We start from the raw sequence: 26,748 nt of genomic DNA, 5'->3' as shown, positions 1-26,748 counted from the left end.
TCAGTAAAGCCCGACAGTGTTGCCCTCGTCGTCGATATCGAGCCGCGTGGCGGCCGGCGAGGCGCCAAACCCGGGCATTGTGCGGATGTCGCCGGCCAGGGCATAGACGAAGCCGGCGCCGGCGGAGAGGCGCACCTCGCGCACCGGCAGTCGCCAGCCGGTCGGGGCACCGAGCCGGCTGGCATCGTGGGAGAGCGACATGTGCGTCTTGGCGATGCACACCGGAAACGTCCCGTATCCCTGGTGCTGCCAGGTCTCCAGTCGCTCGCGGACCCCCGGGGCGAAGTCGACCCCCTCGGCGCCGTAGAGGCGTGTGGCGATGCGCTCGATCTTCTCCGCCAGCGCCATCTCGGCGGGGTAGAGGAAGCGGAAGCCGCTCCCGGCCTCGTCGGCCTCGTCTATCGTCTCGACCAGGGCCTGTGCCAGGCCCAGGGCGCCCTCGCCGCCGTCGCGCACATGGGTGGAGACCTCGGTGCGCACGCCCACCGAGGCGCATAGCTCGCGGATGGCGGCATGCTCGCTGGCATGGTCTCCGGGGAAGGCGTTGATCGCCACCACGGGCGTGAGGCCGTGGGCACGCACGTTGTCGATCTGCTTGAGCAGGTTGGCCCCGCCTTCCCGGACCTCGTCGGGGGACTCCCCCAGCAGCGAGGCGGGCAGCGGCTGGCCGGGCACCACTCGGTGACGGCCGCTGTGGTACTTCAGGGCGCGTACCGTGACCACCAGCACTGCGGCGTCCGGGACGAGGCCCGAGGCCCGGCACTTGATGTTGAAGAAGCGCTCGGCGCCCATGTCGGCACCGAAGCCCGCCTCGGTGACCAGGAAGTCGCCGGCGTGCAGGCCGATGCGGTCGGCGACGATCGATGAGTTGCCGTGGGCGATGTTGCCGAAGGGGCCGGCATGGATCAGCGCCGGGCCATGTTCCAGGGTCTGCAGCAGGTTGGGCTTGAGCGCCTCCTTGAGCAGCACCGTCATGGCGCCGGCGGCGCCGATCTGCTCGGCGGTGACCGGCTCGCCGTCGCGGTCCAGCCCCACGATCAGCCGGCCCAGGCGTCGGCGCAGGTCGGCCAGGGAGTCGGCCAGCGCCAGCACCGCCATCACCTCGGAGGCGGCGGTGATCTCGAAGCCGCCCTGGCGGGGGATCCCGTCGCCGCGTCCGCCGAGGCCCAGGACCAGGTGCCGCAGGGCGCGGTCGTTGAGATCGATGACGCGCTGCCAGCGCACCTCGCGGGGATCCAACTCGGGCTCCAGGCGATGGTGCAGGTGATTGTCGACCATGGCCGCCAGCAGGTTGTGGGCCGCCCCTACCGCATGGATGTCGCCGGTGAGGTGCAGGTTGATGCGCTCCATGGGCAGCACCTGACTGTAGCCGCCGCCGGTGGCGCCCCCCTTCAGGCCCAGGGTGGGGCCCATGGAGGGCTGGCGCAGGGCCACACTGGCGGTGTGGCCGAGGCGCTGCAGGCCCTGCACCAGGCCAATGGCGGTGGTGGTCTTGCCCTCGCCGGTCGGGGTGGGGGTCATCGAGGTGACCACCACGTACCGCCCCCGCGGGCGCTCGGCCAGGGGCATCATGGCCGCCAGGTCGAGCTTGGCGATGCCACGGCCGTAGGGCTCCACCCCCTCGCCGGGCAGGCCCAGGCGGTGGGCGATTTCCTCGATGGGCCAGAGACGCACCGCGCGGGCGATGCTCAGGTTGTCGGCGGGTCGGGACGGGGCCAGTTCGGTCGCTTGGGGGGCCATCAGCGTCTCTCCTCTTGGACGTTGGCGGGTCATGCGTCGCGTTCCGTTCAGTATCGTGCGCCTAGCGCGACGCTTTTGCCTGCCGACGTCAGCGGCCTTGGGCGCAGCGACACCCGGCCCGCCACTCCGGCCTTGCCGACGGTCGAAGGGATGGGCTATCCCTGATGACAACGTCGCCGCGACCGTGCGCCGGCGAGGGGAAGGAGGCATGATGGAGGTTCCCGTACCGGCGAAGGACCACTATGACATCGGCTTCCTGCTGCTGTCCGGGTTCTCGCAGCTCGCCTTCTCCGCGGCGCTGGAGCCGCTGCGCATGGCCAACCATCTGGCCGACCGTGCCCTCTATACCTGGCACCTGGTGAGCCGCGATGGCGCCGCGGTGAAGGCGAGCAGCGGCCTGCCCACGGCGGTGGATCAGGCGCTGGAGCCCATGCTGCAACTCGACCTGCTGCTGGTGTGCGGCGGGGTGGATGTGCAGGCGCACTGCGATCGCGCGACGCTCACCTGGCTCAGGCGCCTGGCCGAACGGCGCATCCCCCTGGGCGCCGTGTGCACCGGGGGCTATGTGCTGGCCCGGGCGGGGCTACTCGACGGCTATCGCTGCACCCTGCACTGGGAGCATATCGGCAGCCTCCACGAGGCGCGACGCTTCCCCGAGGTGACCTTCACCTCCCAGCTCTTCGTCATGGATCGCGACCGCTACACCTGCTCGGGCGGCATCGCCCCCCTGGACATGATGCTCAACCTGATCGGCCGCCAGCAGGGGCTGGCACTGGCCGAGGCGATCGCCGAGGAGTTCATCCACGAGCGCATCCGCGGCGTGGGCGACCGCCAGCGCAGCCCGCTGAGGGTGCGCCTGGGCCACAGCCATCCCAAGCTGGAGGAGGTGGCCACCCTGATGGAGGCCAACCTCCAGGAGCCCTTGGCCCTTGACGAGCTGGCCAGTTATGCCGGCCTGTCGCGGCGCCAGCTGGAGCGCCTCTTCCAGCGCTACGTGGGCTGTTCGCCGCTCAAGTACTACCTTGAGCTGCGCCTGGCTCGGGCGCGTCTGCTGCTGCAGCAGACACGGATGCCGATCACCGAGGTGGCACTGGCCTGCGGCTTCGTCTCGCCGCCCCACTTCACCAAGTGCTACCACGACCACTTCGGCCACTCGCCGAGCGGCGAGCGCAAGCGCCGGCAGCAGCGTCAGGCCGAGCTGGAAACGCCGGACGACCGGGTGCCGGGGAGCTGAGGCCTCAGCCTCGCGGCCGGGCGTTCTCCGGATCATAGAGGGCCCGATAGCCGACGGCCGCCACCCGCATCGGGAAGTGCTCGGCGAAGTACTCCAGCAGCAGGGGTCGCCCCTCCTCGGCGTAGCCAGCGGGCAGGTAGGCCAGGGCGATGTTGCGCCCGAGCGAGGGGCCATAGGCGATGCTGGTCACGTAGGAGCGCCGGCCCAGGGCGTCCACCGGCACCTCGCCGCTCTCGGGGTCGAGCAGCGGCGACTGGCCGACCGGGAAGCGCGGGGTGCCGGCGGCGTCGTGATGCGACTCCATGACCAGGGTGCAGAGCGTGGCCGGCTGGCGCTCGCGGCCTCGCTGTTCCAGGTAGGCCGCCTTGCCGTGGAACTCCGCGGCCTTGACCCTCGGCCGCGCCAGGCCCGCTTCGACGAGGTTGTAGTCGGTGAGCAGGTCGACGTTCTGCAGCCGCAGGCTCTTCTCCAGGCGGCGGCTGTTGGCGTAGGTCTCGATGCCCACCGGCGTCACCCCGGCGTCATACAGTCGGTCCCAGAGCGCCAGGCCGTAGCTGAAGGGCACATAGAGCTCCCAGCCCTGCTCGCCGACATAGGAGATGCGGAAGGCCCACACCGGCAATCCCTGCACGCGGATCTCGCGGGCGGTGGCGAAGGGGAAGCGGGCGTCGTCCAGGCCCTCGGGGTCGTCGGCCAGGGCCTGCAGGGTGCGCCGGGCGTTGGGGCCCCACAGGCCCAGGGTGGCCAGGGCGTCGCTGCGATCCTCCAGGTGCCAGCGGGTCAGCCCGGCCGCCTCGGCGCGGCGGGTGATCCACATCAGGTCGCGGTGGCCGGTGTCGCCGCCGCAGATCACCCGCCAGGCGTCCGTGGCCAGGCGCACGATGGTGAGATCCGAGTGGATGCCGCCGGCGGCATCGAGGAAGTGGGTATAGACCCCCTTGCCGACGGGGGTGTCGCCGCCCACCCGGGCCACCGAGAGCCACTCCAGCAGCGCCTCGGCATCGCGGCCCGAGATGTCGTAGATGGCGAAGTGGGAGAGGTTGATCATGCCCACGTCGTCGGAGAGCGCCAGGTGCTCGGCATTGGACACCCGCCAGAAGTGGCGGGCGTCCCACTCCGCCGGGCGCTCGGGCACGTGCTCGGCATAGCGCTCCAGCAGTGCCTCGTTGGCGGCGTAGCCGTGGGCGCGCTCCCAGCCGGCGGCCTCCATGAAGAAGCCGCCGAGCTCCTTCTCGCGCGGCCAGAAGGGACCGCGGCGCAGGTCGCGGCCGCTCTCGAAGGGTTCGCGGGGGTGCACCGGCGGGTCGTAGATCTTGCGGGCGATCTCCCGGCAGCGGCCCTGGACGTGATGGGGCGTCTTCTGCACCGGGTAGAAGCGCGCGATGTCGATGCCGCAGGGGTCGGGCTCGGCGCGGCCGTGGGTCAGCCAGTCGGCCAGTAGCTTGCCCATGCCGGGGCCGTCCTTGACCCAGACGGCCTCGCAGAACCACAGGCCGCGGGTCTCGGGCGACTCGCCCACCAGGGAGCCGCCGTCCGAGGTGACCGAGAGCAGGCCGTTGAAGGAGTGTTTCTCGTCCCAGCCCAGCTCGCCGAGAACGGGGGCGAGGTCGATGGCCCGCTCGAAGGCCTCGGCCACCTGGTCCAGCTCCAGGTCGCGCATGGAGGGCGAGAGGCGCGCCCGGTCGCGCTCGAGGATGGCGCGAGGGGCCACCAGCCGCGGTTCGCGGGACTCGTAGTAGCCCCACTCCAGCTGGCCGCCCTCGGTGCTGGTCGGGTCGCCGGTATCGCGCATGTAGGCGGAGTTGCCCTGGTCGCGCAGCAGCGGATAGCCGATCTCCTTGCCGGTGCCGGCGAAGGTGTCGAAGGGGCCGAAGAACAGCAGCGGATGCTCCACCGGCATCAGCGGCAGGGCCGCCCCGCCCATGGCGGCGGGGATCGGGCCCCAGATGCCCGAGGTGACGATCACCCGCGGGGTGGCAACGTAGCCCCTGGGCGTCTCGACGCCGCATACCCGGCCGTCCCGGACGTCGATATCCAGCGCCGGGGTCTCGGCGAAGGCGCGCAGCCGGCCGCCCGTCACGGCGCGTTCGATCAGTTCGCCGGCCACCCGCTGGGAGCGCGGGATCACCAGGCCGGCGTCGGGATCCCACATGCCGCCCAGCACCCGGTCGCGGTCGAGCAGCGGGAAGCGTGCCACCACCTCGTCGGCGTCCACCATGCGCACGTTGGTGCCGAACGCCTTGCCCGAGGCGACCTTGCGCTGGAGCTCGGCCAGCCGCGCCTCGTCGCCGACCCGGGCGATCTCCAGGCCGCCGACCTTGTGGTAGTGGCCGAGCGCCTCGTAGAAGCGCTGGCTATAGGTGGTCGTGTAGCAGGAGAGCCGGTCGTGGGAGATCATGAAGCAGAAGTCGGAGGCGTGAGCAGTGGAGCCGATGTCCGACGGGATGGCGGATTTCTCGAGGCCCACCAGGTTCGTCCAGCCCTGCTCGATCAGGTGATGAGCCACCGAGGCGCCGACGATGCCGCCCAGGCCGATGATCACCGCGTCTGCCTGTGAGGGGAGTGCCGCCATGATCGTCCTCCTCAGTCCGAGGGTTTCCCCGCAGGATAAGGCAGGCCCCGAGAGGCACGCTGTCCCGCGGCGACGCCCCCTTGCCTGGCGGCGACAGGCCGCGGCCGGCCCTGTCGCCCACGCCAAAGAGCTCGACGCCCACAGCGAGATGGGCGGTCGGCCCAGGGGCTAGTGTCGAAGTCAAGGGCGGCCGGCGGGCGTCGGTCCCCGCCACAGCGACACTCGAGGAGGCGGTCATGTCCCAGGCCATCGAGAGCATCCAGAGCACTCAGAACACCCCATCGGCGCCGGAGATCCTGCTCTATCCGCGCATCCGCAAGTCACCGTTCTTCTACGCCTCGCGGCGGCACGGGGTGCGCAAGTACAGCGTCTACAACCACCACTACCATCCACGCCTCTACACCGACCCGGTTGACGAGTACTGGGCCCTGGTGCAGGGCGTGACCCTGTGGGACGTCGGCGTCGAGCGCCAGATCGAGATCAGCGGGCCCGACGCCTTCGCCTTCACCCAGCGGCTGGTCCCCCGCGACATGCGCCACTGCCAGGTGGGGCAGTGCAAGTACGTCTTTGTCACCGCTCCCGACGGCGGCATCCTCAACGACCCGGTGTTGCTGCGCATCGAGGAGAACCGCTTCTGGCTCTCGCTGGCCGACAGCGACATCCTGCTGTGGTGCCGGGGGCTGGCGGTCAATGCCGGGCTCGACGTGACCCTCCAGGAAGTGGACGTGGCGCCGGTGCAGGTCCAGGGACCGAAGGCCAAGGCGGTGATGGTGGACCTGTTCGGCGAGGCGGTGCTGGGCATGCCCTACTACCACCTGATGGAGGCCGAGCTCGACGGCATGTCGGTGGTGATCTCGCGCACCGGCTACTCCGGCGAGATCGGCTACGAGATCTACCTGCGCGAGGCCAGTCGCTTCGGCGAGGCGCTCTGGCAGCGGGTCTTCGAGGCCGGCCGGCCCCACGGCATGCAGGTGATCGGCCCCTGCCACATCCGCCGCATCGAGGGCGGCATCCTCGCCTTCGGCTGCGATATCTGGTACGACACCAACCCCTTCGAGGTGGGCATGGGCTACGACTGGATGGTCGATCTGCGCGGCGACGACGACTTCATCGGCCGTGCCGCCCTGGAGCGCATCAAGGCCGAGGGGGTGACACGCAAGCTGGTGGGGGTGGAGATCGACGGCCCCAGCGTGGGCTACTTCACCGACGGCTCGATGATCGATGTCTTCCCCGTGTTCGATGCAGACGGCGAGCGTATCGGCAAGGTGACCTCAGCCACCCGCTCGCCGCGCCAGGAGCGAAACATCGGCTACGCCATGGTGCCGGTCGAATACGCCGAGTTGGGCACGGCGCTACGCATCGAGGCCAATACCGGCCTGCAGGAAGCCAGGGTGGTGGAGAAGCCCTTTCACGATCCCTCCAAGGAAATTCCCAAGGGGTGAGGACGATGACGGCGACCCGCTACGAGCTGCTACCCATCGCGGGCATGCAGGAGGCGGCCCGGGACCTGCCGCATGGCGCCATGGTCACCGTGACCTGCTCGCCGCGCCACGGCCTCGAGCGCACCCTGGAGGCCAGCGAGTGGCTGGTCGGGATGGGCGTTCGGGTGGTGCCGCACCTCGCCGCCCGGCTGGTGCGCGACCGCGCCCACCTGGAGCAGTTGCTGAGACGTCTCGCAGCGCTGGGCATCGACGATGCCTTCGTGGTGGGCGGGGATGCCGAACGCCCGGTGGGGGCCTATCCCCACGGCCGGGCGCTGCTCGAGGCCATGACCGGGCTTGAGCTGCGGCCGGCGCGTCTCGGCGTGCCCGCCTATCCGGAGGGGCATCACCGCATCGAGGCGACGGCACTGCAGCGCGACCTCGAGGCCAAGGCGGCGCTGGCCGACTACGCCGTCACCCAGCTGTGCTTCGAGGCGACGCCGCTGCTGGCCTGGCGTGAGCGGCAGCAGCGGCTCGGCCTGCCCCTGCCGTTCCATGCCGGCATCCCCGGAGTGATGGAGCCCAGGCGACTGCTGGCCATCGCCCTGCGCCTGGGCCTAGGGCCTTCGGTGCGCGCCCTACGCGGCCAGTCGGGCTGGCTGGCACGACTGCTGAGGCCCTCGTCCTACTGCCCCGATGCCCTGCTGGAGGGGCTTGGACCGGGCCTGGGCGATCCCGCTGCCGGTTTCGCCGGCCTGCACGTCTTTACCTTCAACCGGGTCGCGGCTACCCGCGGCTGGCTGGAGGCGCGTCAGGATCTGATGCCCGAGCGGCCAGCGAGAGATGAAGCGAATGCCCACCTCGTCACCTCCGCCGGCGAGCCCCTGGCCTGACCGCCGCGACTGTCTCCATCAGACGACGCGTAGGGAGAGAATGTGGAAGCCGGCTCCTTCGTCACTCCGACAGGGCGCATCGTCCTATACTGGGCCGCGTGGGATGGCGCCGGACTGCGCTACCCCTCTCATCGCCCCAAGCCGTCATGAGTCACGCACGCCTGGAGTCCGATGGTGTTTCAGCAAGTGGCGTCCCGCGCCCTTCAGGAGGTGAAAGATGAGCAAGTCGATCGTGGTGGGTTCCACCCTGGCCGTGCTGGGGCTGGGCGGTCTGGCCTTCGGGGCCTGGCAGATCCAGGACCAGCAGCGCGGCCCCGAGTACGCCGAGATCACCAACGTCGAGACCCTGACGCGCACCGTGGAGACCCCACGCGAGGTGTGCGAGGACGTGGTCGTGCAGTCGCAGCCGGAGGCACCGTCGGGACAGGGCGCCAGCCGTGATCCCCACCGCGTGGTAGGCACCGCCGCCGGGGCCATCGTCGGCGGCCTGCTCGGCAACCAGGTCGGCGGCGGCAGCGGCAAGAAGATCGCCACGGTGGCCGGTGCCATCGGCGGCGGCCTGGCCGGCCGGGAGGTCCAGGAGCGCGTTGAGGCGCGCCAGCATGCCCAGGCGGCACAGTCCCAGCCGCGCACCACCACCCGCCAGGAGTGCCGTACCGTGGTCGACACCCGTCAGGAGACCGAGGGCTACGAGGTCACCTGGCGCCACGGCGAGATGGTCGAGACCAGCCGCCTGGACAGCCCGCCCGAGGGCGACCGGGTACTGCTCGAGGAGGGGCAGCCGCAGTGGAATGCCGTCTCCTCGCAAGGTGGCTGAGCGAGCTTCATCGCGTCATGAAAGACAGCGCCCCGGCCAGTGATGGCCGGGGCGCTGTCGTTGGGGGCAGGTGTCTCGGACGTGTCGCCGGTCAAGGCGAGACCTCGTCGTTCACAGGTAGCCCAGTACCAGGTAGGCGCCGGCGGCCAGGATGCCCGCCAGTGCCGCATAGGGCAGCTGGGTGAAGGCATGCTGGAAGGGAGTGCACCCGCTGGCCTGGGAGGTCAGCACCGTGGCATCCGAATAGAAGCAGGCGTGGCTGCCGAAGGTGCTGGCCGACAGGGTGGCCCCGATCACCAGCGTCATGTCGGCGCCCAGGTTGTGCCCCAGGGTGGCGACGATGGGCAGGATGATCACGAACACGCCCCAGTTCGAGCCGGTGGCGAAGGAGACGAAGCCCATGATGCTGAAGATGATGAAGGGCAACAGCTCGGCGGAGATCAGCGGTTCCACGGTGGTGATGATGTACTCGTTGAGGCCCAGTGCCGTATTGACCTCATTGAACAGGAAGGCCGCCACCAGCACCGCCAGGGCATCGATCATCGACTTGAAGCCCTCGACGATATTGTCGAAGGTCTCGCTGGCGGACAGCTTCTTCAGGGCGATGAAGGTCACGATCATCCCGGCCAGGGTGATGAAGATGCCCATCAGGAAATCCAGGTCGAACCACCAGGTGAAGAAGGCCAGGGAGGCCATGGGCAGCAGGAAGGACCAGACGCTTCCCTTGTGACTGGCATCCGCCTCGAGGTGGCCAATGTCCTCGTCGATGTGCTCGGCCCCCGCGGGCACGCATTGCCCGTGTCGTTCGGCGCGACGTTCCGCCGTTTTCATCGGCCCGATCAGCGGGATCTTGCCGTAGATGACCAGCGGCACCATGGCCACGGCAATCCACGGGTAGAACATGAAGGGGATGGCCTGGATATAGGTCATCACGCCCTGGCCGTCCGCGGCGACGCCGTTCTTCTCGATCAGGGCGCCGAAGAATACCGCCCAGGTGGAAATGGGGATCAGGACGCTGATCGGTGCCGCGGTGGAGTCGATGACGTAGGCCAGCATCTCGCGCGATGTCTTGAAGTGGTCCGTGATCCTGCGCATCGAGGTGCCCACGGCCAGCGAGTTGAGGTAGTCGTCGACGAACAGCACGATCCCCATGAACCAGCAGCCCATCAGGGCGCGGGGCTTGTCGGTCGTGTAGCGCATCATGGCCCGGGCGAAGGCCTGGGACGAGCCCGATTTCAGCAGCAGGGCGATGATGCTGCCCATCAGGCCGCAGACCATAATGACCCAGGCGACATCCTCGTCAGTCATCACGCTCATCAGGCTCTCGGAGAGGCTGCTCAGCGCATTCGTGGGATCCATCATCAGGGTACCGGCGAAGGCACCGAACACCAGCGGTTCAAGCGCACGCCTGGACAACAGCGCAAGCAGCAGAACGAGTCCCGTCGGGACCAGGATCAACGGCCCGTCGATGGCGTCGGCACCGCTGGTGCCGACCACGGCGCTGACGACGGCGGCCAATGCGATAGCGAGCAATATCATGACCATCCAGCGGTGCCACGGGCGGGCGCCCTGCTTGATCAGCTTGTCGTTGGCTTCCATGGAGACCTCCTCGATCTTGTCATTGTGTGAGGGTGGTAGGGTGGGTCAGCGCAGGCGTTCCAGCAGCTGGTAGTACCACATGCCGGCGGCCAGCAGGGTGTTGCCGAGACGGTCGCTGAACGGGACTCGCCAGTGACGGACATTGGCGAAGGCATCGAACTCCCGCCTGCTGCCATCGACCGCCTCGGCAAGGATCTCGCCGACGAGGTGCGAGGTGGCGATGCCGTGCCCGGAGTAGCCCTGGGCGTAGTAGACGTGGGGGGAGAGCTTGCCGAGCATCGGCACGCGGTTGATCACGATTCCGGCGAGTCCCTGCCACTGGAAGTCGAGCGCCACGCCCTCGAGCTGTGGGAAGGTATGCTCCAGCCGCGGGCGCAGCTCGGCGGCGATGTCGGCTGACGTCCTGCCCGAGTAGTTGGCGCCGCCACCGAAGAGCAGCCGCCGGTCGGCGGTGAGGCGGTAATAGTCCAGCACGAAGCGGGTATCGTAGACGGCCAGGTCCTGGGGGTTGATCGCGATGGCGGTGGCCTCGTCCAGCGGGGCGGTCGTGACGATGCCGAGCGAGGCGGGGAAGAGCCTGCCGCCGAGCCGCCGGCGCTCGAGGTGGTGGTAGGCGTTGCCGGCCAGGATCACGCTATCGGCCTCGACGCGGCCATGCTCGCCGATGACGGCCGGGGATTCACCGTGCACCACCTCCACGACGGGTGACGCTTCGAAGATCCTGGCCCCCAGGCTTGCTGCCGCCCGGGCCTCGCCGAGGCAGAGGTTCAGGGGATGCAGATGCATGTTGTAGTCGTTGCGGAGGGCGCCGTGGTAGAGCCGCGTGCCGAGCACGTCTTCGACCCCTGCCTTGTCCAGCCAATGGACATGTTCGCCGATCCAGTGGGACTGGGAGGCCTCGTAGTCCCGCCGCAGTGCCTTCAGATGGCTTGGCTGGTAGGCCGCCTGGAGATGCCCGTGCTTGAGGTCGCAGGGAATGGCGTATTTCTCGACACGTTCGCGAATGATGCGCTGGCCGCGCCAGCGCAGGTCCCAGACGAAATCGGCAGCCTCATCGCCGAGGGTGCGCCGCATTTGGCGGCGCATGACATCCTCGCCGGACAGGCTGCCGGTGACCTGGCCGCCGTTGCGTCCACTGGCCCCCCAGCCGATCTTGTTCGCCTCGATCACCGCCACCCGATAGCCCCGCTCGCTCAGCTCGACGGCCGTGGCCACGCCCGTGAAGCCGCCACCCACGATGGCGACGTCGACCCGGTGATGGCCCTCGAGGACGGGGTAATCGGACTCCCTGATGACGGACGCGGAGTAGTAGGAAGGGGGGCGCGATTGGGTCATGAAAATGCTCGCTGCAAGATGTGATCACATACGTGTGATCACACTAGCAGGGCCTTGCGAGAGTGGCAACCCGGTGCGGGGCGGAGCCGCAGTGGCGCCAGTTTGGGGTATGCTGGCGGGGTGTATGACGACGACATGGCAAGCCGATGGAGCAACAGACACAGGGCGAAGGGTTCTCGCCGGATACCGCCGCCACCCGGCTGCATCGGGAGCTGCGGACGAGGCTTTGCGAGGGGGATTTTGCGCCGGGAGACCTGATCTCGATACGCCGTATCGCCACCGAGTACGGTACCAGCGCGATGCCCGCCCGTGAGGCCGTGCGCTGGCTGGTGACGGAGGGGGCACTGGTCTTCTCCGACAGCCGCAAGATCCGGGTCCCCGAACTGAACCGCGAGCGCTTTCACGAGGTGCTGTTTGCGCGCAAGAGCCTCGAGACCGAAGTCTCCCGCCAGGCCTTCCCCCGGCTGACCGCCGCGGACCTGGTTGAGCTCGAGGGCATCGATGCCCGGATCAATGCGGCCATCGAGGCCGGCGATATGCAGGCGTACATGCGTGGCAACCATCGCTTCCACTTCCTGATCTATCGACGCAGCCGCTCCCGGGTGCTGCTGCCCCTGGTCGAGCTCCTCTGGCTGCAGTACGGGCCCAGCATGCGACAGATCGGCACTCGCTGGGGCGCATCACGCATCGCCGATGACCATCATCGCGACGTGACCCATGCCCTGTCCCGGGGCGACAGGGAGGGCTTCTGCAACGCCATTGCCGCCGATATCGAACAGGGAATGCGCCTGCTCGAGTAGGCCTGCCGCGTCGCGCGATCGGTGTCGTGACGGCGCGACAACGCTCTGCCGGCGCCCATGGAGTCCCGGGCGCCCGAGGTCACACGTGGCGCAGGTACCAGTCGTACTCGAGCTTGCTGACGGCCTGCATGGCCTGGTCCCGCTCGGCTCGGCGGTTGGCCAGGAAGACCGCGAGGAAGTCCGCGCCCAGCGCCTCGGCCAGGGGCTCGCTCTGCTCCAGCAGGTCCAGGGCCTGGCACCAGCTGTTGGTCAGGCTGGGCGCGGCCTGGTCATAGGCGTTGCCGGTGATGGCCGGCGGCGGCGTCAGCCGCTGCTGCAGCCCGTGGTCGATGGCGCCGAGCAGGGTCGCCAGCAGCAGGTAGGGGTTGACGTCGGCGCCGGCCACCCGGTGCTCGATGCGCCGCGCCGCGTTGGGTCCCGAGGGGATGCGCAGCGCCACCGAGCGGTTGTCGTAGCCCCAGGTCGGGGCCATCGGCACATAGAGCCCGGGCTGGAAGCGGCGGAAGGAGTTGAGGTTGGGGGCGAAGAGCGCCATGGAGGCCGGCATCAGCTCGAGCAGCCCGGCCACGGCGTGCTGCATCAGCGGCGTGCCGAGCGGGGCGTCGTCCTCGGCCGCGAAGACGTTGTTCCCGGCTTCGTCGAGCAGGCTGATATGGACGTGGGTGCCGTTGCCGGCTTCCTGGCCATAGGGCTTGGCCATGAAGGTGGCCTCGAAACCATGGTGCAGGGCCACGCCCTTGATCAGGCGCTTGAGCAGCACCGCGCTGTCGCAGGCCGCCAGGGCATCATCGCAGTGGATCAGGTTGATCTCGAACTGTCCCGGGGCGCACTCCTTGAGGGCGGTGTCCAGCGGCAGCCGCTGGGTCCGGGCGGCGGCATGGATCTCCTCGAGCAGCTCGGCATACTCGTCGAGCTCGTTGATCGAATAGAGCTGGCTCTGGGCGGCGCGCTCGCCGGTCGCCGGCGAGCAGGGCGGCTGGACCATGCCCAGGGCGTCCCGGCGGCGGTCGACGAGGCTGAACTCCATCTCCACGGCCACCACCGGCGTCAGCCCGTCGCGACGGAAGCGCTCCAGCACCCGGGCGAGCACCTGGCGGGGGTCGGCGAAGAAGGGCGCCCCGTCGGCCTCGGTCATGGTCATCAGCAGCTGCGCCTGGCGGGCCTCGCGTAGCCAGGGGCTCGGCATCAGGCTGCCCGCCACTGGGCGGCAGACCCGGTCGCTGTCGCCGATCGAGAGGCCCAGGCCCGTGGCCTCGATGGTATTGCCCAGGATATCCAGGGCGAAAACCGAGGCCGGCAGGTTGACCCCGTCACGGAAGGCCTTCTCGAGGTTGTCGCGGGGGATGCGCTTGCCGCGCAGCACGCCGTTCAGGTCGCTGATCAGCAGGTCGACGCTGTCCACGTCGGGATGGCGGTCGAGGAAGTCGCGGGCTTCATCGGCAGGGGAGGACATGGGGCCACCTATCGGCTTGGGGTCATTGTTCGATGGCTGTCATCTTTGAAGCACACACTCATGTTGTCAAATCTTTTACGTATTTCGCCAGGCGTCGGCGACCTTTCGGACGTTTCCATGTCAATTTTATCCTATTATTACAGTCACCTGATGGATATCTATGGTGACGGGGTGTCGATGGGGGTTGGCAAGGTTAATCAACGGATATATGTTGAGCAAAGCATAACAATCATCACGCGTGTTTCGAGGAGACCGCCATGCGCACCCGACCCCTGGTAGGCGTGATCGCCTGCCGGCGCGAGGTGGAAGGCCACCCCGCGCACATGGTCACCGACAAGTACCTCTCCACCCTGCGCGACTATGGCCTGGCGCCGGTGATCCTGCCGGTGTGGGAGGACGCGGTGGAGAGCGAGCTGCTGGCGTCGCTCGACGGCCTTCTGCTCACCGGCAGCTACACCAACGTCGAGCCGCAGCGTTACGGTGCCGAACGGGCCCCGGAGAACACCCGGGATGACCCCCATCGCGATGCCGCGGCGCTGGGCTGGATTCCCGCCGCCCTGGACCTGGGGCTTCCGCTGCTGGGCATCTGCCGCGGCTTCCAGGAGCTCAACGTGGCCTTCGGCGGCACCCTGCACCAGGCGGTGCAGCGGGTGCCGGGTATGCTCGACCACCGTGAGCCGGAAGGCGACCGCGAGGCGAAGTATGCCCCGAGCCACGACATCTCGCTGGTGCCCGGCGGGCGGCTCGCCGCGCTCCATCCCGAGCCGGCGTCCCGGGTCAACTCCCTGCACCAGCAGGGCATCGCCGAGCTGGGGCCGGGGCTCGTCGCCGAGGCCCTGGCCCAGGACGGGCTCGTCGAGGCGATCTCGGTCGCGGGTGCACCGGGTTTCACCCTGGCGGTGCAGTGGCACCCCGAATGGAAGCCCCGCGAGCACCCGCTCTATGACGCCCTGTTCCGGGCCTTCGCCGCGGCCTGCCAGGCCCATCGCGGTGCCCGCATCCCGTCACCCGCCGTCGACGCCTGAGGCCATCGCCTCGACCCGGAGAGCCATCATGTCCCATTCGCTTCAGGCACTGGACCGTGCCCACCACCTGCACCCCTTCACCGACTTCAAGGCATTGGGCGAGGAGGGCAGCCGCATCATCGAACGCGCCGAGGGGGTCTACATCCACGACGCCGAGGGCAATCGGCTCCTCGACGGCATGGCGGGCCTGTGGTGCGTCAACCTGGGCTACGGGCGCGTGGAGTTGGTGACGGCCGCCACCGAGCAGATGCGCCGGCTGCCCTACTACAACAACTTCTTCAAGACCACGCACCCACCGGCGGTGAGGCTCGCCGAGAAGCTCTGCGCCCTGGCGCCGGCACACCTCAACCACGTCTTCTTCACCGGCTCCGGCTCCGAGGCCAACGACACCGTGCTGCGCATGGTGCGCCGCTACTGGACACTCAAGGGCAAGCCGGAGAAGCATTGGGTGATCGGCCGCGAGAACGGCTACCACGGCTCCACCGTCGCCGGCATGAGCCTGGGTGGCATGGCGCCGATGCACGACCAGGGCGGCCCCTGCGTGCCGGGCATCACCCATGTGCGTCAGCCCTACTGGTTTGGAGAGGGGCGGTTCGGCGATGTGCGCGATCAGGATCCCGAGGCCTTCGGTCGCCAGTGCGCCGCGGCCATCGAGGAGAAGATCCTGGAGCTCGGCGAGGAGACCGTCGCGGCCTTCATCGCCGAGCCGGTGCAGGGCGCCGGCGGCGCCATCATGCCGCCGGCGAGTTACTGGCCGGCGGTCAAGGAGGTTCTCTCGCGCTACGACATCCTGCTGGTGGTGGACGAGGTGATCTGCGGCTTCGGCCGCCTGGGCGAGTGGTTCGGCAGCGTTCACTATGATCTCGCCCCCGACCTGATGCCCATCGCCAAGGGGCTCTCCTCCGGCTACCTGCCCATCGGCGGGGTGCTGGTCGGCGATCGGGTCGCCGACACCCTGATCCAGGAGGGTGGCGAGTTCTTCCACGGCTTCACCTACTCCGGCCACCCGGTGTGCGCCGCGGTGGCGCTGAAGAACCTGGAGCTCATGGAGGCCGAAGGCGTGGTCGAGCGGGTCCGCGACGAGCTGGGGCCCTACCTGGCGCGCCGCTGGGCCACGCTCGCCGACCATCCCCTCGTCGGCGAGGCCCGCTCGCTGGGGCTGATGGGGGCCCTGGAGCTCATCGACCCGGCCAGCGGCGAGCGCTTCGACAAGGCCCTCGCCGCTGGCAACCTGTGCCGCGACATCAGCTTCCGCCGTGGCCTGGTGATGCGCTCGGTGGGTGATACGATGATCATCGCCCCGCCCCTGGTGATCACCCGCGAGCAGATCGATGACCTGGTGACCCTGGCCCGCGAGGCGCTGGACGAGACCGCCCGGTGCCTGGTGCCGAGGGCCGCCGACGAACCGCAACCCGAGGAGAGACCCGCATGAGCCGTCCCGTACCCCCCAAGACGCTGGCAGACTGGCAGGCCCTGGCCGATGCCGTGACGCCGGGCCTGGAGGCCCGCGCCTTTATCGACGACACCTTCGTCGAGGCCGTCAGCGGCGAGACCTTCGAGACCCTCAATCCCGCCACCGGCGAGCGCCTGGCCCGGGTCGCCAGCTGCGACGCCGCCGACGCCGAGCTGGCCGTGGGCCATGCCCGGGCGGCCTTCGACGGCGGCGCTTGGTCGCGCCTGGCGCCGGGGCGGCGCAAGAAGGTGCTGCTGCGCCTGGCCGACCTGATGGAGGCCAACAAGCACGAGCTGGCGCTGCTCGACACCCTGGACATGGGCAAGCCGGTGGGCAGCTCGCTGGGCGACATGGCCGGGGCCATCGGCTGCATCCGCTACCAGGCGGAGTGCATCGACAAGCTCTACGGCGAGGTGGCCCCTACCGGGGAGGAGACCCTGGCGCTGGTACTGCGCGAGCCGCTGGGCGTGGTGGCCTCCATCGTGCCCTGGAACTTCCCGCTGATGATGACCGCCTGGAAGATCGCCCCGGCGCTGGCCGCCGGCAACAGTGTCATCTTGAAGCCCTCGGAGAAGTCACCGCTCTCGGCGCTGCGCCTGGCCCAGCTGGCCCGTGAGGCGGGGCTGCCCCGCGGCGTCTTCCAGGTGCTGCCGGGCTTCGGCCACACCGTCGGCAAGGCGCTGGCGCTCTCCATGCAGGTCGACTGCCTGGCCTTCACCGGCTCCACCGGGGTGGGCAAGCAGCTGATGCAGTATGCCGGCCAGTCCAACCTCAAGCGCCTCTACCTGGAGTGCGGCGGCAAGAGCCCCAATCTGGTCTTCGCCGACTGCAGGGACCTGGACAGGGTCGCCCGTCATGCCGCCGAGGCGATCTTCCACAACCAGGGCGAGGTGTGCATCGCCGGTTCCCGCCTGCTGGTGGAGAACTCGATCCGCGAGGCCTTCGTCGAGAAGGTGCTGGCCGCCGCCGAGACGATGCAGCCCGGCGACCCGCTCGACCCCGAGAGCTTCATGGGGGCGATCGTCGACGAGGCCCAGTACCGCCGGATCCTCGACTACATCCGCCGCGGAGTGGAGGAGGGCGCCCGGTTGCGTACCGGGGGCCAGGCGCTGGAGGGCAAGGGGCTGTTCATCCCTCCCACGGTGTTCGACGGCGTGACCCCGGCGATGGCCATCGGCCGCGAGGAGGTCTTCGGCCCGGTGCTCTCGGTGTTCGGCTTCGACAGCGAGGAGGAGGCCATCGCCCTGGCCAACGACAGCGACTTCGGCCTGGCCGCGGGCCTGTGGAGCCAGGATATCGACCGCATCATGCGTGTGACGCGTCGGCTGGCCTCGGGCCAGGTGTTCGTCAACAACTGGGCCGGCGGGGACCAGACCATGCCCTTCGGCGGGGTCAAGCAGTCCGGCAACGGCCGCGACAAGTCCCACCACTCCCTGGAGGAGTACTCCGACCTCAAGAGCGTCTGGATGTCGCTCGCCACCTGACCCGCGCTCCACTGTATGAAAGCGTAGAGGCCGGCACCCGAGTGCCGGCCTTGTCTTTGTACTGATAATAATAACTGTACAGCTTGTGCATAGCCTTTTACCTCCGGGGCGAGTAGCCTGTAAGGACATTCCCCGGCAGGAGACAGCGCCATGTTCGGACTCTTCAAGAGCGACCCGTCGAAGAAGCTGCAGAAGGCCTACGAGCAGAAGCTCGAGCAGGCCATGCTGGCCGCCCGCAACGGCGACATGCGCGCCAACGCCTCCCTGACCGAGGAGGCGGAGGCATTGCGCGAGGAGATCGAGAAGCTCAAGTCGTCCTGAGGGACGGGTCAGAAGGTCCGCGCCGGGGTCGCGCAGCTGACCAGGCGGCAGGGCTCGCGGCCGGGGTTGCGGAAGCGGTGGGGGACGTTGGTCTCGAAGTAGTAGGCCTCGCCGGGGCCCAGCACCCGGGCGTCGGCGCCGATGGTGATCTCGATCTCGCCCTCCAGCACCACGCCGGCCTCCTCGCCCTGGTGGGCGATCATCTCGCGGCCGGTGTCGGCCCCGGGCGGATAGGTCTCGATCATGAAGGCCAGGGCGCGATCGCGGCGGTCGGCCCCCACCAGCTTGTAGATGACGTCGCCGGAGCCCACGTCGGCCAGCTCCTCGGCCGAGTAGAACACCCGTCGGCCGTTCTCCAGGTCCATGGTGAAGAAGTCCCCGACGCTCATGGGAATGGCGTCGAGGATCTTCTTCAGCGAACTGACCGAGGGGCTCACCTTGCCCTGCTCGATCAGCGACAGGCTGGAGTGGGTGACCCCGCAGCGCTTGGCCAGCTCGCGCTGGGAAATGCCCTTCAGGGTGCGCAGGGCGCGCAGTCGTGCACCGACATCATCCGACATCCGGTTCTCCTTCCCTCAGCGCGGGATCAGCACAGCGCGTCGAGCTTCTCTTTCAGCAGGGCATTCACCTGCTGGGGGTTGGCGGTGCCCCGCGAGGCCTTCATCACCTGGCCGACGAAGTAGCCGATCATCTTGCCGCGCTTGTCGGGCTCGGCATCCCGGTATTGCGCCACCTGGGCGGGGCTGTCCGCGATCACCTGGTCGATCATCGCCTCGATGGCGCCGGTATCGGTGACCTGCTTGAGCCCCTTGGCCTCGATCACCTCGTCGGCACTGTCGCCCTCGCCGTTCCACAGTGCCTGGAAGACCTGTTTTGCGGCCTTGCCGTTGATGGTGTCATCCATCACCCGACTGACCAGCTCGCCGAGCTGGATCGCCGAGACCGGGCTGTCCTGGATCGGCAGGCCCTCGCGGTTCAGGGCGCCGGAGAGCTCGCCCTGTACCCAGTTGGCGGCCAGCTTGGCATCGCCACACACCTCCTTGACCGCCTCGAAGTACTCGGCCATCTCGCGGCTCGCCGAGAGCACCCCGGCGTCGTAGGCGGAGAGGCCCAGCGCCTCCTGGAAGCGGGCGCGCTTGTCGGCGGGCAGCTCCGGCAGGTTGTCGCGCAGGTGGTCGACGTAGGCCCGGTCGAGCTCCACCGGCAGCAGGTCGGGGCAGGGAAAGTAGCGGTAGTCGTTGGCCTGCTCCTTGGTGCGCATGCTGCGGGTCTCGTCACGCTCGGGGTCGAACAGGCGGGTCTCCTGGACCACCTCGCCGCCGTCCTCGAGCAGCTCGATCTGGCGCTCCACCTCGAAGGCGATGGCGCGCTCGACGAAGCGGAAGGAGTTGACGTTCTTGATCTCGGCGCGGGTGCCGAAGCTCGCCTGCCCCCTGGGACGCACCGAGACGTTGACGTCGCAGCGCATCGAGCCCTCGGCCATGTTGCCGTCTGAGATCCCGAGATACGTCACGATGGAGTGGATGGCCTTGAGGTAGGCCGCGGCCTCCTTGGCCGAGCGCATGTCCGGCTCGGAGACGATTTCCAGCAGCGGGGTACCGGCGCGGTTGAGGTCGATGCCGGTCATGCCGTGGAAGTCCTCGTGCAGCGACTTGCCGGCATCCTCCTCCAGGTGCGCATGGTGCACGCGGATGCGCTTGGTCTCGCCGTCCTCCAGGGTGATCTCCACCTCGCCTGGGCCGACGATAGGATGATACATCTGGCTGGTCTGGTAGCCCTTGGGCAAGTCGGGGTAGAAGTAGTTCTTGCGGTCGAACACCGAGACCTCGGGAATCTCGGCGTGGATCCCCAGCCCGAACTGCACGGCCATGGCCACCGCGGCCTCGTTGAGCACCGGCAGCACGCCGGGGAGCCCAAGGTCCACGGCGCACGCCTGGCTGTTGGGCTCGGCGCCGAAGGCGGTGGAGGCGCCGGAGAAGATCTTCGACTTGGTGGCGAGCTGGACGTGGACCTCCAGCCCGATCACGGTTTCCCATTGCATCAGAGGGTCTCCTCGGCAAGCGCGGGGCGACGCAGGTGCCAGTCGGTGGCCTGCTGGAACTGGTGGGCGACGTTGAGCAGTCGCGCCTCGGCGAAGTGGGTGCCCAGTATCTGCAGGCCTACCGGGCGATGGCCCACGAAGCCGGCCGGCACGCTGATGCCGGGGATGCCCGCCAGGTTGATGGCGATGGTGTAGATGTCCTGCAGGTACATCGAGACCGGGTCCTTCCTGGCGCCCAGGTCGAAGGCCGGGGTCGGCGAGGCAGGCCCCATCAGCACATCGACCTCGTCGAAGGCGTCGAGAAAGTCCTGGCGGATCAGCCGGCGCACCTGCTGTGCCTTCTTGTAATAGGCATCGAAGAAGCCCTCGGAGAGGGTGTGGGTGCCCATCAGGATGCGTCGCTTGACCTCCTCGCCGAAGCCCTCGGCTCGCGAGCGCTTGTAGAGGTCGGTGAGGTCGGCGGGGGCGTCGCAGCGGTGGCCGAAGCGCACCCCGTCGTAGCGCGACAGGTTGGAGGAGGCCTCCGCCGGGGCGATGACGTAGTAGGCCGGGATGGCGTAGTGGGTGTGCGGCAGACTGACCTCGCGCACCGTGGCGCCCAGCGACTCGTAAACGCGGATCGCCTCGCGCACGGCCCCCTCCACCTCGGGGTCGAGCCCGTCTCCGAAGTACTCCCGAGGCAGGCCGATCTTCAGCCCCGCCAGGGGGGCGTCGAGCTCCTCGGTGTAGTCGGGCACCCCGCGGGCCACGCTGGTGGAGTCGCGCAGGTCATGGCCGGCGATGGCGCCGAGCAGTCGGGCGCAGTCCTCGGCGGTGCGGGCCATGGGGCCGGCCTGGTCGAGGCTCGAGGCGTAGGCGATGATGCCGTAGCGCGAGACCCGCCCATAGGTGGGCTTCAAGCCGGTGATGCCGCAGAAGGCGGCCGGCTGGCGGATCGAGCCGCCGGTGTCGGTGCCCATGGCGGCGGGCACCAGGCCGGCGGCCACGGCGGCGGCGCTGCCGCCGGAGCTGCCGCCCGGCACGGCGTCCCGGTCCCAGGGGTTCCGCACCGGGCCGAAGAAGCTGTTCTCGTTGGAGGAGCCCATGGCGAACTCGTCCATGTTGGTCTTGCCCAGGCTCACGGTGCCGGCGGCCCTGAGCTTCTCGACCACGGTGGCGTCATAGGGGGCGATGAAGTTGTCGAGCATCCGTGAGCCGGCACTGGTCTTGACGCCCTGGGTGCAGAAGATGTCCTTGAGCGCCAGGGGCACGCCGGTCAGCGGGCCCGCGTCGCCGGCGGCGCGCGTGGCATCGGCCCGGTCGGCGGCGGCCAGGGCCTGCTCGGCGGTCACCGAAATGAAGCTGTTGAGGTCGCCGTCGAGGCGGTCGATGCGCGCGAGCAGTGCCTGGGTGAGCTCGCGGCTGGAGAACTCGCCGGCGGCGAGGCCGGCGGCGAGTTCCGTCAGAGTCTTGTCATGCATGGGCCCTGGGCTCCGTGATGGCTTGCCGGAAACGGATGGGAGTGGCGCGGGTCATTCGACGACCCGCGGGACCAGGTAGAGGCCCTGTTCCACCGCCGGGGCACAGCGCTGGAAGCGGTCGCGCTGGTCGGTCTCGGTGACCTCGTCGGCGCGCAGCCGCTGGGTGGTCTCCAGGGGGTGAGCCAGCGGGTCGACCCCCTCGGTGTCCAGGGTCTGGAGCTGGTCGACCATCGCCAGGATGCGTCCCAGGTCGTCCAGGTAGTGGGCGGCCTCGTCGTCGTCCAGGCCGAGCCGGGCCAGGTGGGCGGCCCTGAGAACGTCTGCGTGTTCAAGCGCCATGATCGGATGTCCTCGACAGGCAGTGGGGTCTGGGAAATGACCGCAGAAGGTACCACATCCGCCGCCTCGCTGGCAGGTCCGGGAATGCCGCGCGCCGCGGGACTTTGCTTGCTGCCGGTAGGCCGCGGTGATACCGTTTGCGTCCGCACAGGGTTCCCGGACTGCACTAGGTAACGACTCCATGTTCAAACGCTTGAGGGGGCTGTTTTCCAGCGATCTATCGATCGATCTGGGGACGGCCAATACGCTGATTTATGTCCGCGGTCGCGGCATCGTGCTCGATGAGCCATCGGTCGTGGCGATTCGCCAGTCCGGCAACATGCGCAGCGTGGCCGCGGTGGGGGCCGACGCCAAGCGCATGCTGGGTCGGACCCCCGGCAACATCACCGCCATCCGCCCGATGAAGGATGGCGTGATCGCCGACTTCACCGTCACCGAGCAGATGCTGCAGTACTTCATCCGCAAGGTGCACCAGAGCACTTTCCTGACGCCGAGCCCCCGCGTGCTGGTCTGCGTGCCCTGCATGTCGACCCAGGTCGAGCGCCGGGCCATCAAGGAGTCCGCCGAGGGCGCCGGGGCCCGCGAGGTGTTCCTGATCGAGGAGCCCATGGCGGCCGCCATCGGTGCCGGCTTGCCGGTGGAGGAGGCCCAGGGCTCGATGGTCGTCGACATCGGTGGCGGCACCAGCGAGATCGCCATCATCTCGCTCAACGGCGTGGTCTACTCGGAATCCATCCGCGTCGGCGGTGACCGCTTCGACGAGGCGATCATCGCCTACGTGCGCCGCCACTACGGCAGCCTGATCGGCGAGGCCACCGCCGAGCGCATCAAGGAGGAGATCGGCTGCGCCTATCCGGGCGGCGAGCTGCGCGAGATCGACGTGCGCGGCCGCAACCTGGCCGAGGGCATCCCGCGCAGCTTCACCCTCAACTCCCACGAGATCCTCGACGCCCTCCAGGAGACCCTCGGCTCCATCGTCGCCGCGGTGAAGAGCGCCCTCGAGCAGTCGCCGCCCGAGCTCGCCTCGGACATCGCCGAGCGCGGCCTGGTGCTGACCGGCGGCGGGGCGCTGCTGCGCGACCTCGACAAGCTGATCGCCGAGGAGACCGGGCTACCGGTGATCGTCGCCGAGGACCCACTGACCTGCGTGGCCCGCGGCGGTGGCAAGGCCCTGGAGATGATCGACCAGCACACCTTCGAGCTGCTGTCCAGCGACTGACTCGGGGGGACGCCCTATCAAGCCGCTGTTCTCGCATGGACCGCTGCCGGGCTATCGCATGCTGCTGTGCGTGATCCTGGCCTCGGCGCTGATGTTCGCCGATACGCGCTTCACCCGCATGGAGCCCGTGCGGGCCCAGCTCTCCACCCTGGTGGCGCCCATCCAGTGGCTGGTCAGCCTGCCCAGTGACGTCCTCAACTGGGCCTCGCTGGCACTCTCCGACCAGCGGGCCCTGGTGGACGAGAATCGTCGCCTGCGCGAGCAGATCCTGACGCTGTCCCACCGCGTGCAGCGCATGGCGAGCCTGACCGCCGAGAACGTGAGGCTGCGGGAACTGCTCGCGGCCACCCGCCAGCGTGACATGCCCTACATCACCGCCGAGCTGCTGTCGCTGGACCCCGATCCCTTCACCCACCAGATGGTGATCGACCGCGGTCGCCGGGATGGCGTCTACGTCGGCCAGCCGGTGCTGGATGCCTCGGGACTGGTCGGCCAGATCACCGCCACCTCGGCCTATTCCAGTCGGGTGCTGCTGCTGGCCGATGCGAGCCATGCCCTGCCGGTGCAGGTCAATCGCAACGGGTTGCGCTTCGTCCTCCAGGGGGCGGGCAGCTACGATGCCCTCAACGTCACGCATGTGCCCGACACGGCCGATATCCGCGAGGGCGACCTGCTGACCACCTCGGGGCTGGGCGGGCGCTTCCCGCCGGGCTACCCGGTGGCCAGGGTATCGGAGGTGGTCCACGACCCGGGCCAGCCCTTCGCCCGGGTCACCGCCGCGCCGGTGGCCCAGCTTCAGCGCTCGCGGCACTTCCTGCTGCTGTTTCCGCCCGACCCGCCCGCCGCGCCCCCCGAAGGCGAACTGGCTGCCCCGGCCCTCGAGGCGGCCCGTCGCATCGGCACGGCGGCGTCCGACGAGGAGACGCCCTGATGGCCACATCCCCGCCTGCCAACTTGCTGTGGATCTGGGTGACCCTGCTGCTGGCCCTGTGCCTGCAGGTGATGCCGCTGGCCGATGGCTGGCAGGTGTGGCGTCCCGACTGGCTGGGCCTGATGCTGATCTACTGGTGCATGCGCGAGCCGCTGCGGGTCGGTGTCTTCCACGGCTTCGTGCTGGGCCTGCTGGTGGATCTCATCGAGGGTGCGCCGCTGGGACAGAATGCCCTGCTGCTGTCGCTGCTGGCCTTCCTCTGCGCCCTGGTCTATGCGCGCTTCCGGGCCTATTCGCTGGTCCAGCAGGCGGTGCTGATCTTCGTACTGCTGGGCATGGTCCAGCTGGCCGAGCAGTGGCTAAGAACCCTCTTCGGGCCCGCCTCGATGCACCTCTCCTTCCTGCTCTCCGCGCTGATCGGGGCGGTGCTCTGGCCCTGGCTGACCACCCTGTTCGAGGCGCTGGGACGCCGCCTCGCCCGCGACTGACCCGCCCCGGAGCCGTCATGACCCCTGATCCCGAGCTGTGCCTGGCCTCTGCCTCGCCACGCCGCCGCGACCTGCTCGCCGCGATCGGCGTGGCGGTGGAGGTGCGTCCCGTGGATATCGACGAGACGCCGAGATCCGGCGAGGCGGCGCACGACTATGTGCTCCGCCTGGCCCGCGAGAAGGCGCTGGCCGGTGCCCGCTTATCCGCGCTCCCCGCCCTGGGATCGGATACCGCCGTGGTGTGTGATGGCGCGATCCTCGGCAAACCGGCGGGGCACGAGCAGGCCGCGGCCATGCTGCGAGGGCTTTCCGGTCGTGCCCACGAGGTGCTCACCGGGGTAGCGGTCACGGGCCCCGCCGGGCTGCTGGCGGCCTGCGTGACCACCCGCGTCTTCCTGCGCCCGATCAGCGATGCGGAGCTTGCCGCCTACTGGGCCACCGGGGAACCGGCGGACAAGGCCGGCGGCTATGCCATCCAGGGCCTGGCGGCGGTGTTCGTCGAGCACATCGAGGGCAGCCACTCGGCGGTGGTGGGGCTGCCGCTCTTCGAGACCGCCGAGCTGCTGGCCCGGCAGGGCGTGCCGCTCTGGAACGGGGCGCTGCCGATCGGGCCTATGTCATAATGGCCGCAGACTTTTCTGGACAAGGATTTCCGCATGAGCGGTGAAGTACTCATCAACCTGACGCCGATGGAAACCCGTGTCGCCGTGGTGGAGAACGGCGTGCTGCAGGAGGCCTTCATCGAGCGGGCCCGGCGCCGCGGCATCGTCGGCAACATCTACAAGGGCAAGGTGGTACGCGTGCTGCCGGGCATGCAGGCCGCCTTCGTCGACATCGGCCTCGACCGCGCCGCCTTCATCCACGCCCACGAGGTGATGCCCCCCGGTACGCCGGCCGACGAGCAGGTCTCCATCGCCCAGCTGCTCCACGAGGGCCAGGCCCTGGTGGTGCAGGTGACCAAGGACCCGATCGGTTCCAAGGGGGCGCGGCTGACCACCCACCTCTCGGTGCCCTCGCGCTACCTGGTCTACATGCCCGATTCCCCCCACCACGGGGTCTCACAGCGCATCGAGGACGAGATGGAGCGCGAGCGGCTGCGCGGTCTGGTCGAGGCGGCCGGTGCCGACCAGCAGCTGGAGGTGACCGGCGGCTTCATCGTGCGCACCGCCGCCGAGGGCGTCGGCGTCGAGGAGCTCGCCGCCGACATGCACTTCCTGCTGCGCCTGTGGCGGCGGGTCAGCGAGCGCAAGGTGACCGCGCCGGCCCCCAGCGTGGTCTACGACGACCTGCCGCTGTTCATGCGCACCCTGCGTGACGTGATGCGCGACGACATCGAGAAGGTGCGCATCGACTCCCGGGAAAACTACGTGAAGTTGATCGAGTTTGCCCAGGAGTTCATGCCCGCGGCGGTGGAGCGCATCGAGCACTATGCCGGCGAGCGGCCGATCTTCGATCTGTTCAGCGTCGAGGACGAGATCCAGAAGGCGCTGGGGCGCAAGGTACAGCTCAAGTCGGGCGGGTATCTCGTCATCGATCCCACCGAGGCGATGACCACCATCGACGTCAACACCGGCGGCTACGTGGGCCATCGAAACCTCGAGGAGACGATCTTCAAGACCAACCTCGAGGCCGCCACCGCCATCGCCCGCCAGCTGCGGCTGCGCAACCTCGGCGGCATCATCATCATCGACTTCATCGACATGGACGACCCGGAGCACCAGCGCCAGGTGCTGCGCATGCTCGAGAAGTCGCTGGAACGCGATCACGCCAAGACCAAGTGCACCGGCGTCACCGAACTGGGCCTCGTCCAGCTGACCCGCAAGCGCACCCGGGAGAGCCTGGAGCAGACGCTGTGCGAGCCCTGTCCGACCTGCGCGGGGCGCGGCACCCTCAAGACCCCGGAATCGGTCTGCTACGAGATCTTCCGCGAGATCCTGCGCGAGGACCGGGCCTACAGCGCCGAGACCTATGCCGTGCTGGCCTCCCAGGCGGTGGTGGATCGCCTGCTCGACGAGGAGTCCGCCGCGGTGGCCGACCTGGAGGAGTTCATCGGCAAGCCGATCCGCTTCCAGGTGGAGACCCACTACTCCCAGGAGCAGTACGACATCGTGCTGATGTGAGCC

Annotated in this window: 23 protein-coding genes; 14 read left to right on the top strand and 9 right to left on the bottom strand. The window is 69.0% G+C overall.

Annotation, left to right across the window (positions count from 1 at the left end):
• Entirely contained in the window at positions 1–1,740 is a 1,740-nt protein-coding gene (locus QLQ86_RS14865) for a formate--tetrahydrofolate ligase (protein ID WP_282817464.1), read from the bottom strand.
• 208 nt (positions 1,741–1,948) lie between these two features.
• Between QLQ86_RS14865 and QLQ86_RS14860 the strand changes: the two genes are divergently transcribed.
• Positions 1,949–2,974 carry a GlxA family transcriptional regulator gene (locus QLQ86_RS14860; RefSeq protein WP_282733759.1) on the top strand — a complete coding sequence of 342 codons (1,026 nt, stop codon included), beginning with the start codon at positions 1,949–1,951 and terminating at the stop codon, positions 2,972–2,974.
• Between the two features lie 4 nt (positions 2,975–2,978).
• On the opposite strand, the gene QLQ86_RS14855 is transcribed toward QLQ86_RS14860, so the two are convergent.
• Positions 2,979–5,546: a GcvT family protein gene (locus QLQ86_RS14855; RefSeq protein WP_282817463.1), complete on the bottom strand. Its 2,568-nt coding sequence runs from the start codon at positions 5,544–5,546 to the stop codon at positions 2,979–2,981.
• A 236-nt stretch (positions 5,547–5,782) separates the two neighbouring features.
• Between QLQ86_RS14855 and QLQ86_RS14850 the strand changes: the two genes are divergently transcribed.
• From QLQ86_RS14850 to QLQ86_RS14840, 3 genes are all read left to right on the top strand, one after another.
• Positions 5,783–6,988: a glycine cleavage T C-terminal barrel domain-containing protein gene (locus QLQ86_RS14850; RefSeq protein WP_282733761.1), complete on the top strand. Its 1,206-nt coding sequence runs from the start codon at positions 5,783–5,785 to the stop codon at positions 6,986–6,988.
• Positions 6,989–6,993: 5 nt separating this feature from the next.
• Positions 6,994–7,860 (top strand): methylenetetrahydrofolate reductase, encoded by an 867-nt coding sequence (locus QLQ86_RS14845; RefSeq protein WP_282817462.1) that lies wholly within the window; start codon positions 6,994–6,996, stop codon positions 7,858–7,860.
• Between the two features lie 217 nt (positions 7,861–8,077).
• Positions 8,078–8,677, top strand: coding sequence for a glycine zipper 2TM domain-containing protein (locus QLQ86_RS14840; RefSeq protein WP_282817461.1), 600 nt, complete (start codon positions 8,078–8,080; stop codon positions 8,675–8,677).
• Positions 8,678–8,788: 111 nt separating this feature from the next.
• On the opposite strand, the gene QLQ86_RS14835 is transcribed toward QLQ86_RS14840, so the two are convergent.
• A complete protein-coding gene (locus QLQ86_RS14835) occupies positions 8,789–10,276 on the bottom strand; it encodes a Na+/H+ antiporter NhaC family protein (protein ID WP_282817460.1) in 1,488 nt (495 codons plus the stop codon).
• 45 nt (positions 10,277–10,321) lie between these two features.
• Positions 10,322–11,611, bottom strand: coding sequence for an NAD(P)/FAD-dependent oxidoreductase (locus QLQ86_RS14830; protein ID WP_282733765.1), 1,290 nt, complete (start codon positions 11,609–11,611; stop codon positions 10,322–10,324).
• 146 nt (positions 11,612–11,757) lie between these two features.
• On the opposite strand from QLQ86_RS14830, the gene QLQ86_RS14825 reads away from it, so the two are divergent.
• The gene (locus tag QLQ86_RS14825; RefSeq protein ID WP_282733766.1) at positions 11,758–12,411 is read left to right on the top strand and encodes a GntR family transcriptional regulator; all 654 of its coding nucleotides are present in this window, start codon (positions 11,758–11,760) and stop codon (positions 12,409–12,411) included.
• A gap of 79 nt (positions 12,412–12,490) precedes the next feature.
• On the opposite strand, the gene QLQ86_RS14820 is transcribed toward QLQ86_RS14825, so the two are convergent.
• Entirely contained in the window at positions 12,491–13,864 is a 1,374-nt protein-coding gene (locus QLQ86_RS14820) for a glutamine synthetase family protein (protein ID WP_282817459.1), read from the bottom strand.
• A gap of 257 nt (positions 13,865–14,121) precedes the next feature.
• Between QLQ86_RS14820 and QLQ86_RS14815 the strand changes: the two genes are divergently transcribed.
• The 4 genes from QLQ86_RS14815 (at position 14,122) to QLQ86_RS14800 (ending at position 18,147) form a co-directional block, all read left to right on the top strand.
• Entirely contained in the window at positions 14,122–14,889 is a 768-nt protein-coding gene (locus QLQ86_RS14815; RefSeq protein ID WP_282817458.1) for a gamma-glutamyl-gamma-aminobutyrate hydrolase family protein, read from the top strand.
• A gap of 28 nt (positions 14,890–14,917) precedes the next feature.
• The gene (locus tag QLQ86_RS14810) at positions 14,918–16,321 is read left to right on the top strand and encodes an aspartate aminotransferase family protein (RefSeq protein WP_282733769.1); all 1,404 of its coding nucleotides are present in this window, start codon (positions 14,918–14,920) and stop codon (positions 16,319–16,321) included.
• Positions 16,318–17,826 (top strand): aldehyde dehydrogenase, encoded by a 1,509-nt coding sequence (locus tag QLQ86_RS14805; RefSeq protein ID WP_282817457.1) that lies wholly within the window; start codon positions 16,318–16,320, stop codon positions 17,824–17,826. The genes QLQ86_RS14810 and QLQ86_RS14805 overlap by 4 nt, the downstream gene beginning before the upstream one ends.
• Before the next feature lie 150 nt (positions 17,827–17,976).
• Positions 17,977–18,147 carry a DUF6435 family protein gene (locus QLQ86_RS14800; protein WP_133635937.1) on the top strand — a complete coding sequence of 57 codons (171 nt, stop codon included), beginning with the start codon at positions 17,977–17,979 and terminating at the stop codon, positions 18,145–18,147.
• A gap of 8 nt (positions 18,148–18,155) precedes the next feature.
• Here QLQ86_RS14800 and QLQ86_RS14795 read toward each other — a convergent pair whose 3' ends face one another.
• From QLQ86_RS14795 to gatC, 4 genes are read right to left on the bottom strand one after another with little or no spacing between them, the layout of a single operon-like run.
• The gene (locus tag QLQ86_RS14795; protein ID WP_282733772.1) at positions 18,156–18,707 is read right to left on the bottom strand and encodes a cupin domain-containing protein; all 552 of its coding nucleotides are present in this window, start codon (positions 18,705–18,707) and stop codon (positions 18,156–18,158) included.
• A gap of 26 nt (positions 18,708–18,733) precedes the next feature.
• Positions 18,734–20,188: an Asp-tRNA(Asn)/Glu-tRNA(Gln) amidotransferase subunit GatB gene (gatB, locus tag QLQ86_RS14790; protein ID WP_282817456.1), complete on the bottom strand. Its 1,455-nt coding sequence runs from the start codon at positions 20,186–20,188 to the stop codon at positions 18,734–18,736.
• The gene (gene gatA / locus QLQ86_RS14785) at positions 20,188–21,648 is read right to left on the bottom strand and encodes an Asp-tRNA(Asn)/Glu-tRNA(Gln) amidotransferase subunit GatA (RefSeq protein WP_282817455.1); all 1,461 of its coding nucleotides are present in this window, start codon (positions 21,646–21,648) and stop codon (positions 20,188–20,190) included. Before gatA ends, gatB begins: the two co-directional genes overlap by 1 nt.
• 51 nt (positions 21,649–21,699) lie before the next feature.
• Positions 21,700–21,987 carry an Asp-tRNA(Asn)/Glu-tRNA(Gln) amidotransferase subunit GatC gene (gatC, locus tag QLQ86_RS14780; protein ID WP_282733775.1) on the bottom strand — a complete coding sequence of 96 codons (288 nt, stop codon included), beginning with the start codon at positions 21,985–21,987 and terminating at the stop codon, positions 21,700–21,702.
• Positions 21,988–22,168: 181 nt separating this feature from the next.
• On the opposite strand from gatC, the gene QLQ86_RS14775 reads away from it, so the two are divergent.
• The 5 genes from QLQ86_RS14775 to rng are packed head-to-tail and all read left to right on the top strand — an operon-like array spanning position 22,169 to position 26,745.
• Entirely contained in the window at positions 22,169–23,206 is a 1,038-nt protein-coding gene (locus QLQ86_RS14775) for a rod shape-determining protein (RefSeq protein ID WP_089846023.1), read from the top strand.
• A gap of 58 nt (positions 23,207–23,264) precedes the next feature.
• Positions 23,265–24,137: a rod shape-determining protein MreC gene (gene mreC / locus QLQ86_RS14770; RefSeq protein WP_407650106.1), complete on the top strand. Its 873-nt coding sequence runs from the start codon at positions 23,265–23,267 to the stop codon at positions 24,135–24,137.
• Positions 24,137–24,625: a rod shape-determining protein MreD gene (mreD, locus tag QLQ86_RS14765; RefSeq protein WP_282733776.1), complete on the top strand. Its 489-nt coding sequence runs from the start codon at positions 24,137–24,139 to the stop codon at positions 24,623–24,625. Before mreC ends, mreD begins: the two co-directional genes overlap by 1 nt.
• 17 nt (positions 24,626–24,642) lie before the next feature.
• A complete protein-coding gene (locus QLQ86_RS14760; RefSeq protein WP_282733777.1) occupies positions 24,643–25,248 on the top strand; it encodes a Maf family protein in 606 nt (201 codons plus the stop codon).
• 33 nt (positions 25,249–25,281) lie between these two features.
• Positions 25,282–26,745: a ribonuclease G gene (gene rng / locus QLQ86_RS14755; protein WP_282733778.1), complete on the top strand. Its 1,464-nt coding sequence runs from the start codon at positions 25,282–25,284 to the stop codon at positions 26,743–26,745.
• Positions 26,746–26,748: the final 3 nt, after the last annotated feature.

This window comes from Halomonas rhizosphaerae (genome assembly GCF_030012485.1).
Lineage (GTDB): Bacteria > Pseudomonadota > Gammaproteobacteria > Pseudomonadales > Halomonadaceae > Halomonas > Halomonas rhizosphaerae.
This window is presented reverse-complemented; position numbering and strand designations above follow the sequence as displayed.

What these genes read in the sequence shown, in the direction of transcription:
- QLQ86_RS14830 (WP_282733765.1), bottom strand. Translation starts at nt 11,611, where the DNA reads ATGACCCAATCGCGCCCCCCTTCCTACTACTCCGCGTCCGTCATCAGG.
- QLQ86_RS14795 (WP_282733772.1), bottom strand. Translation starts at nt 18,707, where the DNA reads ATGTCGGATGATGTCGGTGCACGACTGCGCGCCCTGCGCACCCTGAAG.
- gatC (WP_282733775.1), bottom strand. Translation starts at nt 21,987, where the DNA reads ATGGCGCTTGAACACGCAGACGTTCTCAGGGCCGCCCACCTGGCCCGG.
- QLQ86_RS14760 (WP_282733777.1), top strand. Translation starts at nt 24,643, where the DNA reads ATGACCCCTGATCCCGAGCTGTGCCTGGCCTCTGCCTCGCCACGCCGC.
- QLQ86_RS14805 (WP_282817457.1), top strand. Translation starts at nt 16,318, where the DNA reads ATGAGCCGTCCCGTACCCCCCAAGACGCTGGCAGACTGGCAGGCCCTG.
- mreD (WP_282733776.1), top strand. Translation starts at nt 24,137, where the DNA reads ATGGCCACATCCCCGCCTGCCAACTTGCTGTGGATCTGGGTGACCCTG.
- QLQ86_RS14860 (WP_282733759.1), top strand. Translation starts at nt 1,949, where the DNA reads ATGATGGAGGTTCCCGTACCGGCGAAGGACCACTATGACATCGGCTTC.
- QLQ86_RS14800 (WP_133635937.1), top strand. Translation starts at nt 17,977, where the DNA reads ATGTTCGGACTCTTCAAGAGCGACCCGTCGAAGAAGCTGCAGAAGGCC.
- QLQ86_RS14775 (WP_089846023.1), top strand. Translation starts at nt 22,169, where the DNA reads ATGTTCAAACGCTTGAGGGGGCTGTTTTCCAGCGATCTATCGATCGAT.
- QLQ86_RS14855 (WP_282817463.1), bottom strand. Translation starts at nt 5,546, where the DNA reads ATGGCGGCACTCCCCTCACAGGCAGACGCGGTGATCATCGGCCTGGGC.
- QLQ86_RS14865 (WP_282817464.1), bottom strand. Translation starts at nt 1,740, where the DNA reads ATGGCCCCCCAAGCGACCGAACTGGCCCCGTCCCGACCCGCCGACAAC.
- QLQ86_RS14810 (WP_282733769.1), top strand. Translation starts at nt 14,918, where the DNA reads ATGTCCCATTCGCTTCAGGCACTGGACCGTGCCCACCACCTGCACCCC.
- QLQ86_RS14840 (WP_282817461.1), top strand. Translation starts at nt 8,078, where the DNA reads ATGAGCAAGTCGATCGTGGTGGGTTCCACCCTGGCCGTGCTGGGGCTG.
- QLQ86_RS14850 (WP_282733761.1), top strand. Translation starts at nt 5,783, where the DNA reads ATGTCCCAGGCCATCGAGAGCATCCAGAGCACTCAGAACACCCCATCG.
- QLQ86_RS14825 (WP_282733766.1), top strand. Translation starts at nt 11,758, where the DNA reads ATGGAGCAACAGACACAGGGCGAAGGGTTCTCGCCGGATACCGCCGCC.
- QLQ86_RS14845 (WP_282817462.1), top strand. Translation starts at nt 6,994, where the DNA reads ATGACGGCGACCCGCTACGAGCTGCTACCCATCGCGGGCATGCAGGAG.
- QLQ86_RS14835 (WP_282817460.1), bottom strand. Translation starts at nt 10,276, where the DNA reads ATGGAAGCCAACGACAAGCTGATCAAGCAGGGCGCCCGCCCGTGGCAC.
- QLQ86_RS14815 (WP_282817458.1), top strand. Translation starts at nt 14,122, where the DNA reads ATGCGCACCCGACCCCTGGTAGGCGTGATCGCCTGCCGGCGCGAGGTG.
- rng (WP_282733778.1), top strand. Translation starts at nt 25,282, where the DNA reads ATGAGCGGTGAAGTACTCATCAACCTGACGCCGATGGAAACCCGTGTC.
- QLQ86_RS14820 (WP_282817459.1), bottom strand. Translation starts at nt 13,864, where the DNA reads ATGTCCTCCCCTGCCGATGAAGCCCGCGACTTCCTCGACCGCCATCCC.
- gatA (WP_282817455.1), bottom strand. Translation starts at nt 21,648, where the DNA reads ATGCATGACAAGACTCTGACGGAACTCGCCGCCGGCCTCGCCGCCGGC.
- mreC (WP_407650106.1), top strand. Translation starts at nt 23,265, where the DNA reads ATGCTGCTGTGCGTGATCCTGGCCTCGGCGCTGATGTTCGCCGATACG.
- gatB (WP_282817456.1), bottom strand. Translation starts at nt 20,188, where the DNA reads ATGCAATGGGAAACCGTGATCGGGCTGGAGGTCCACGTCCAGCTCGCC.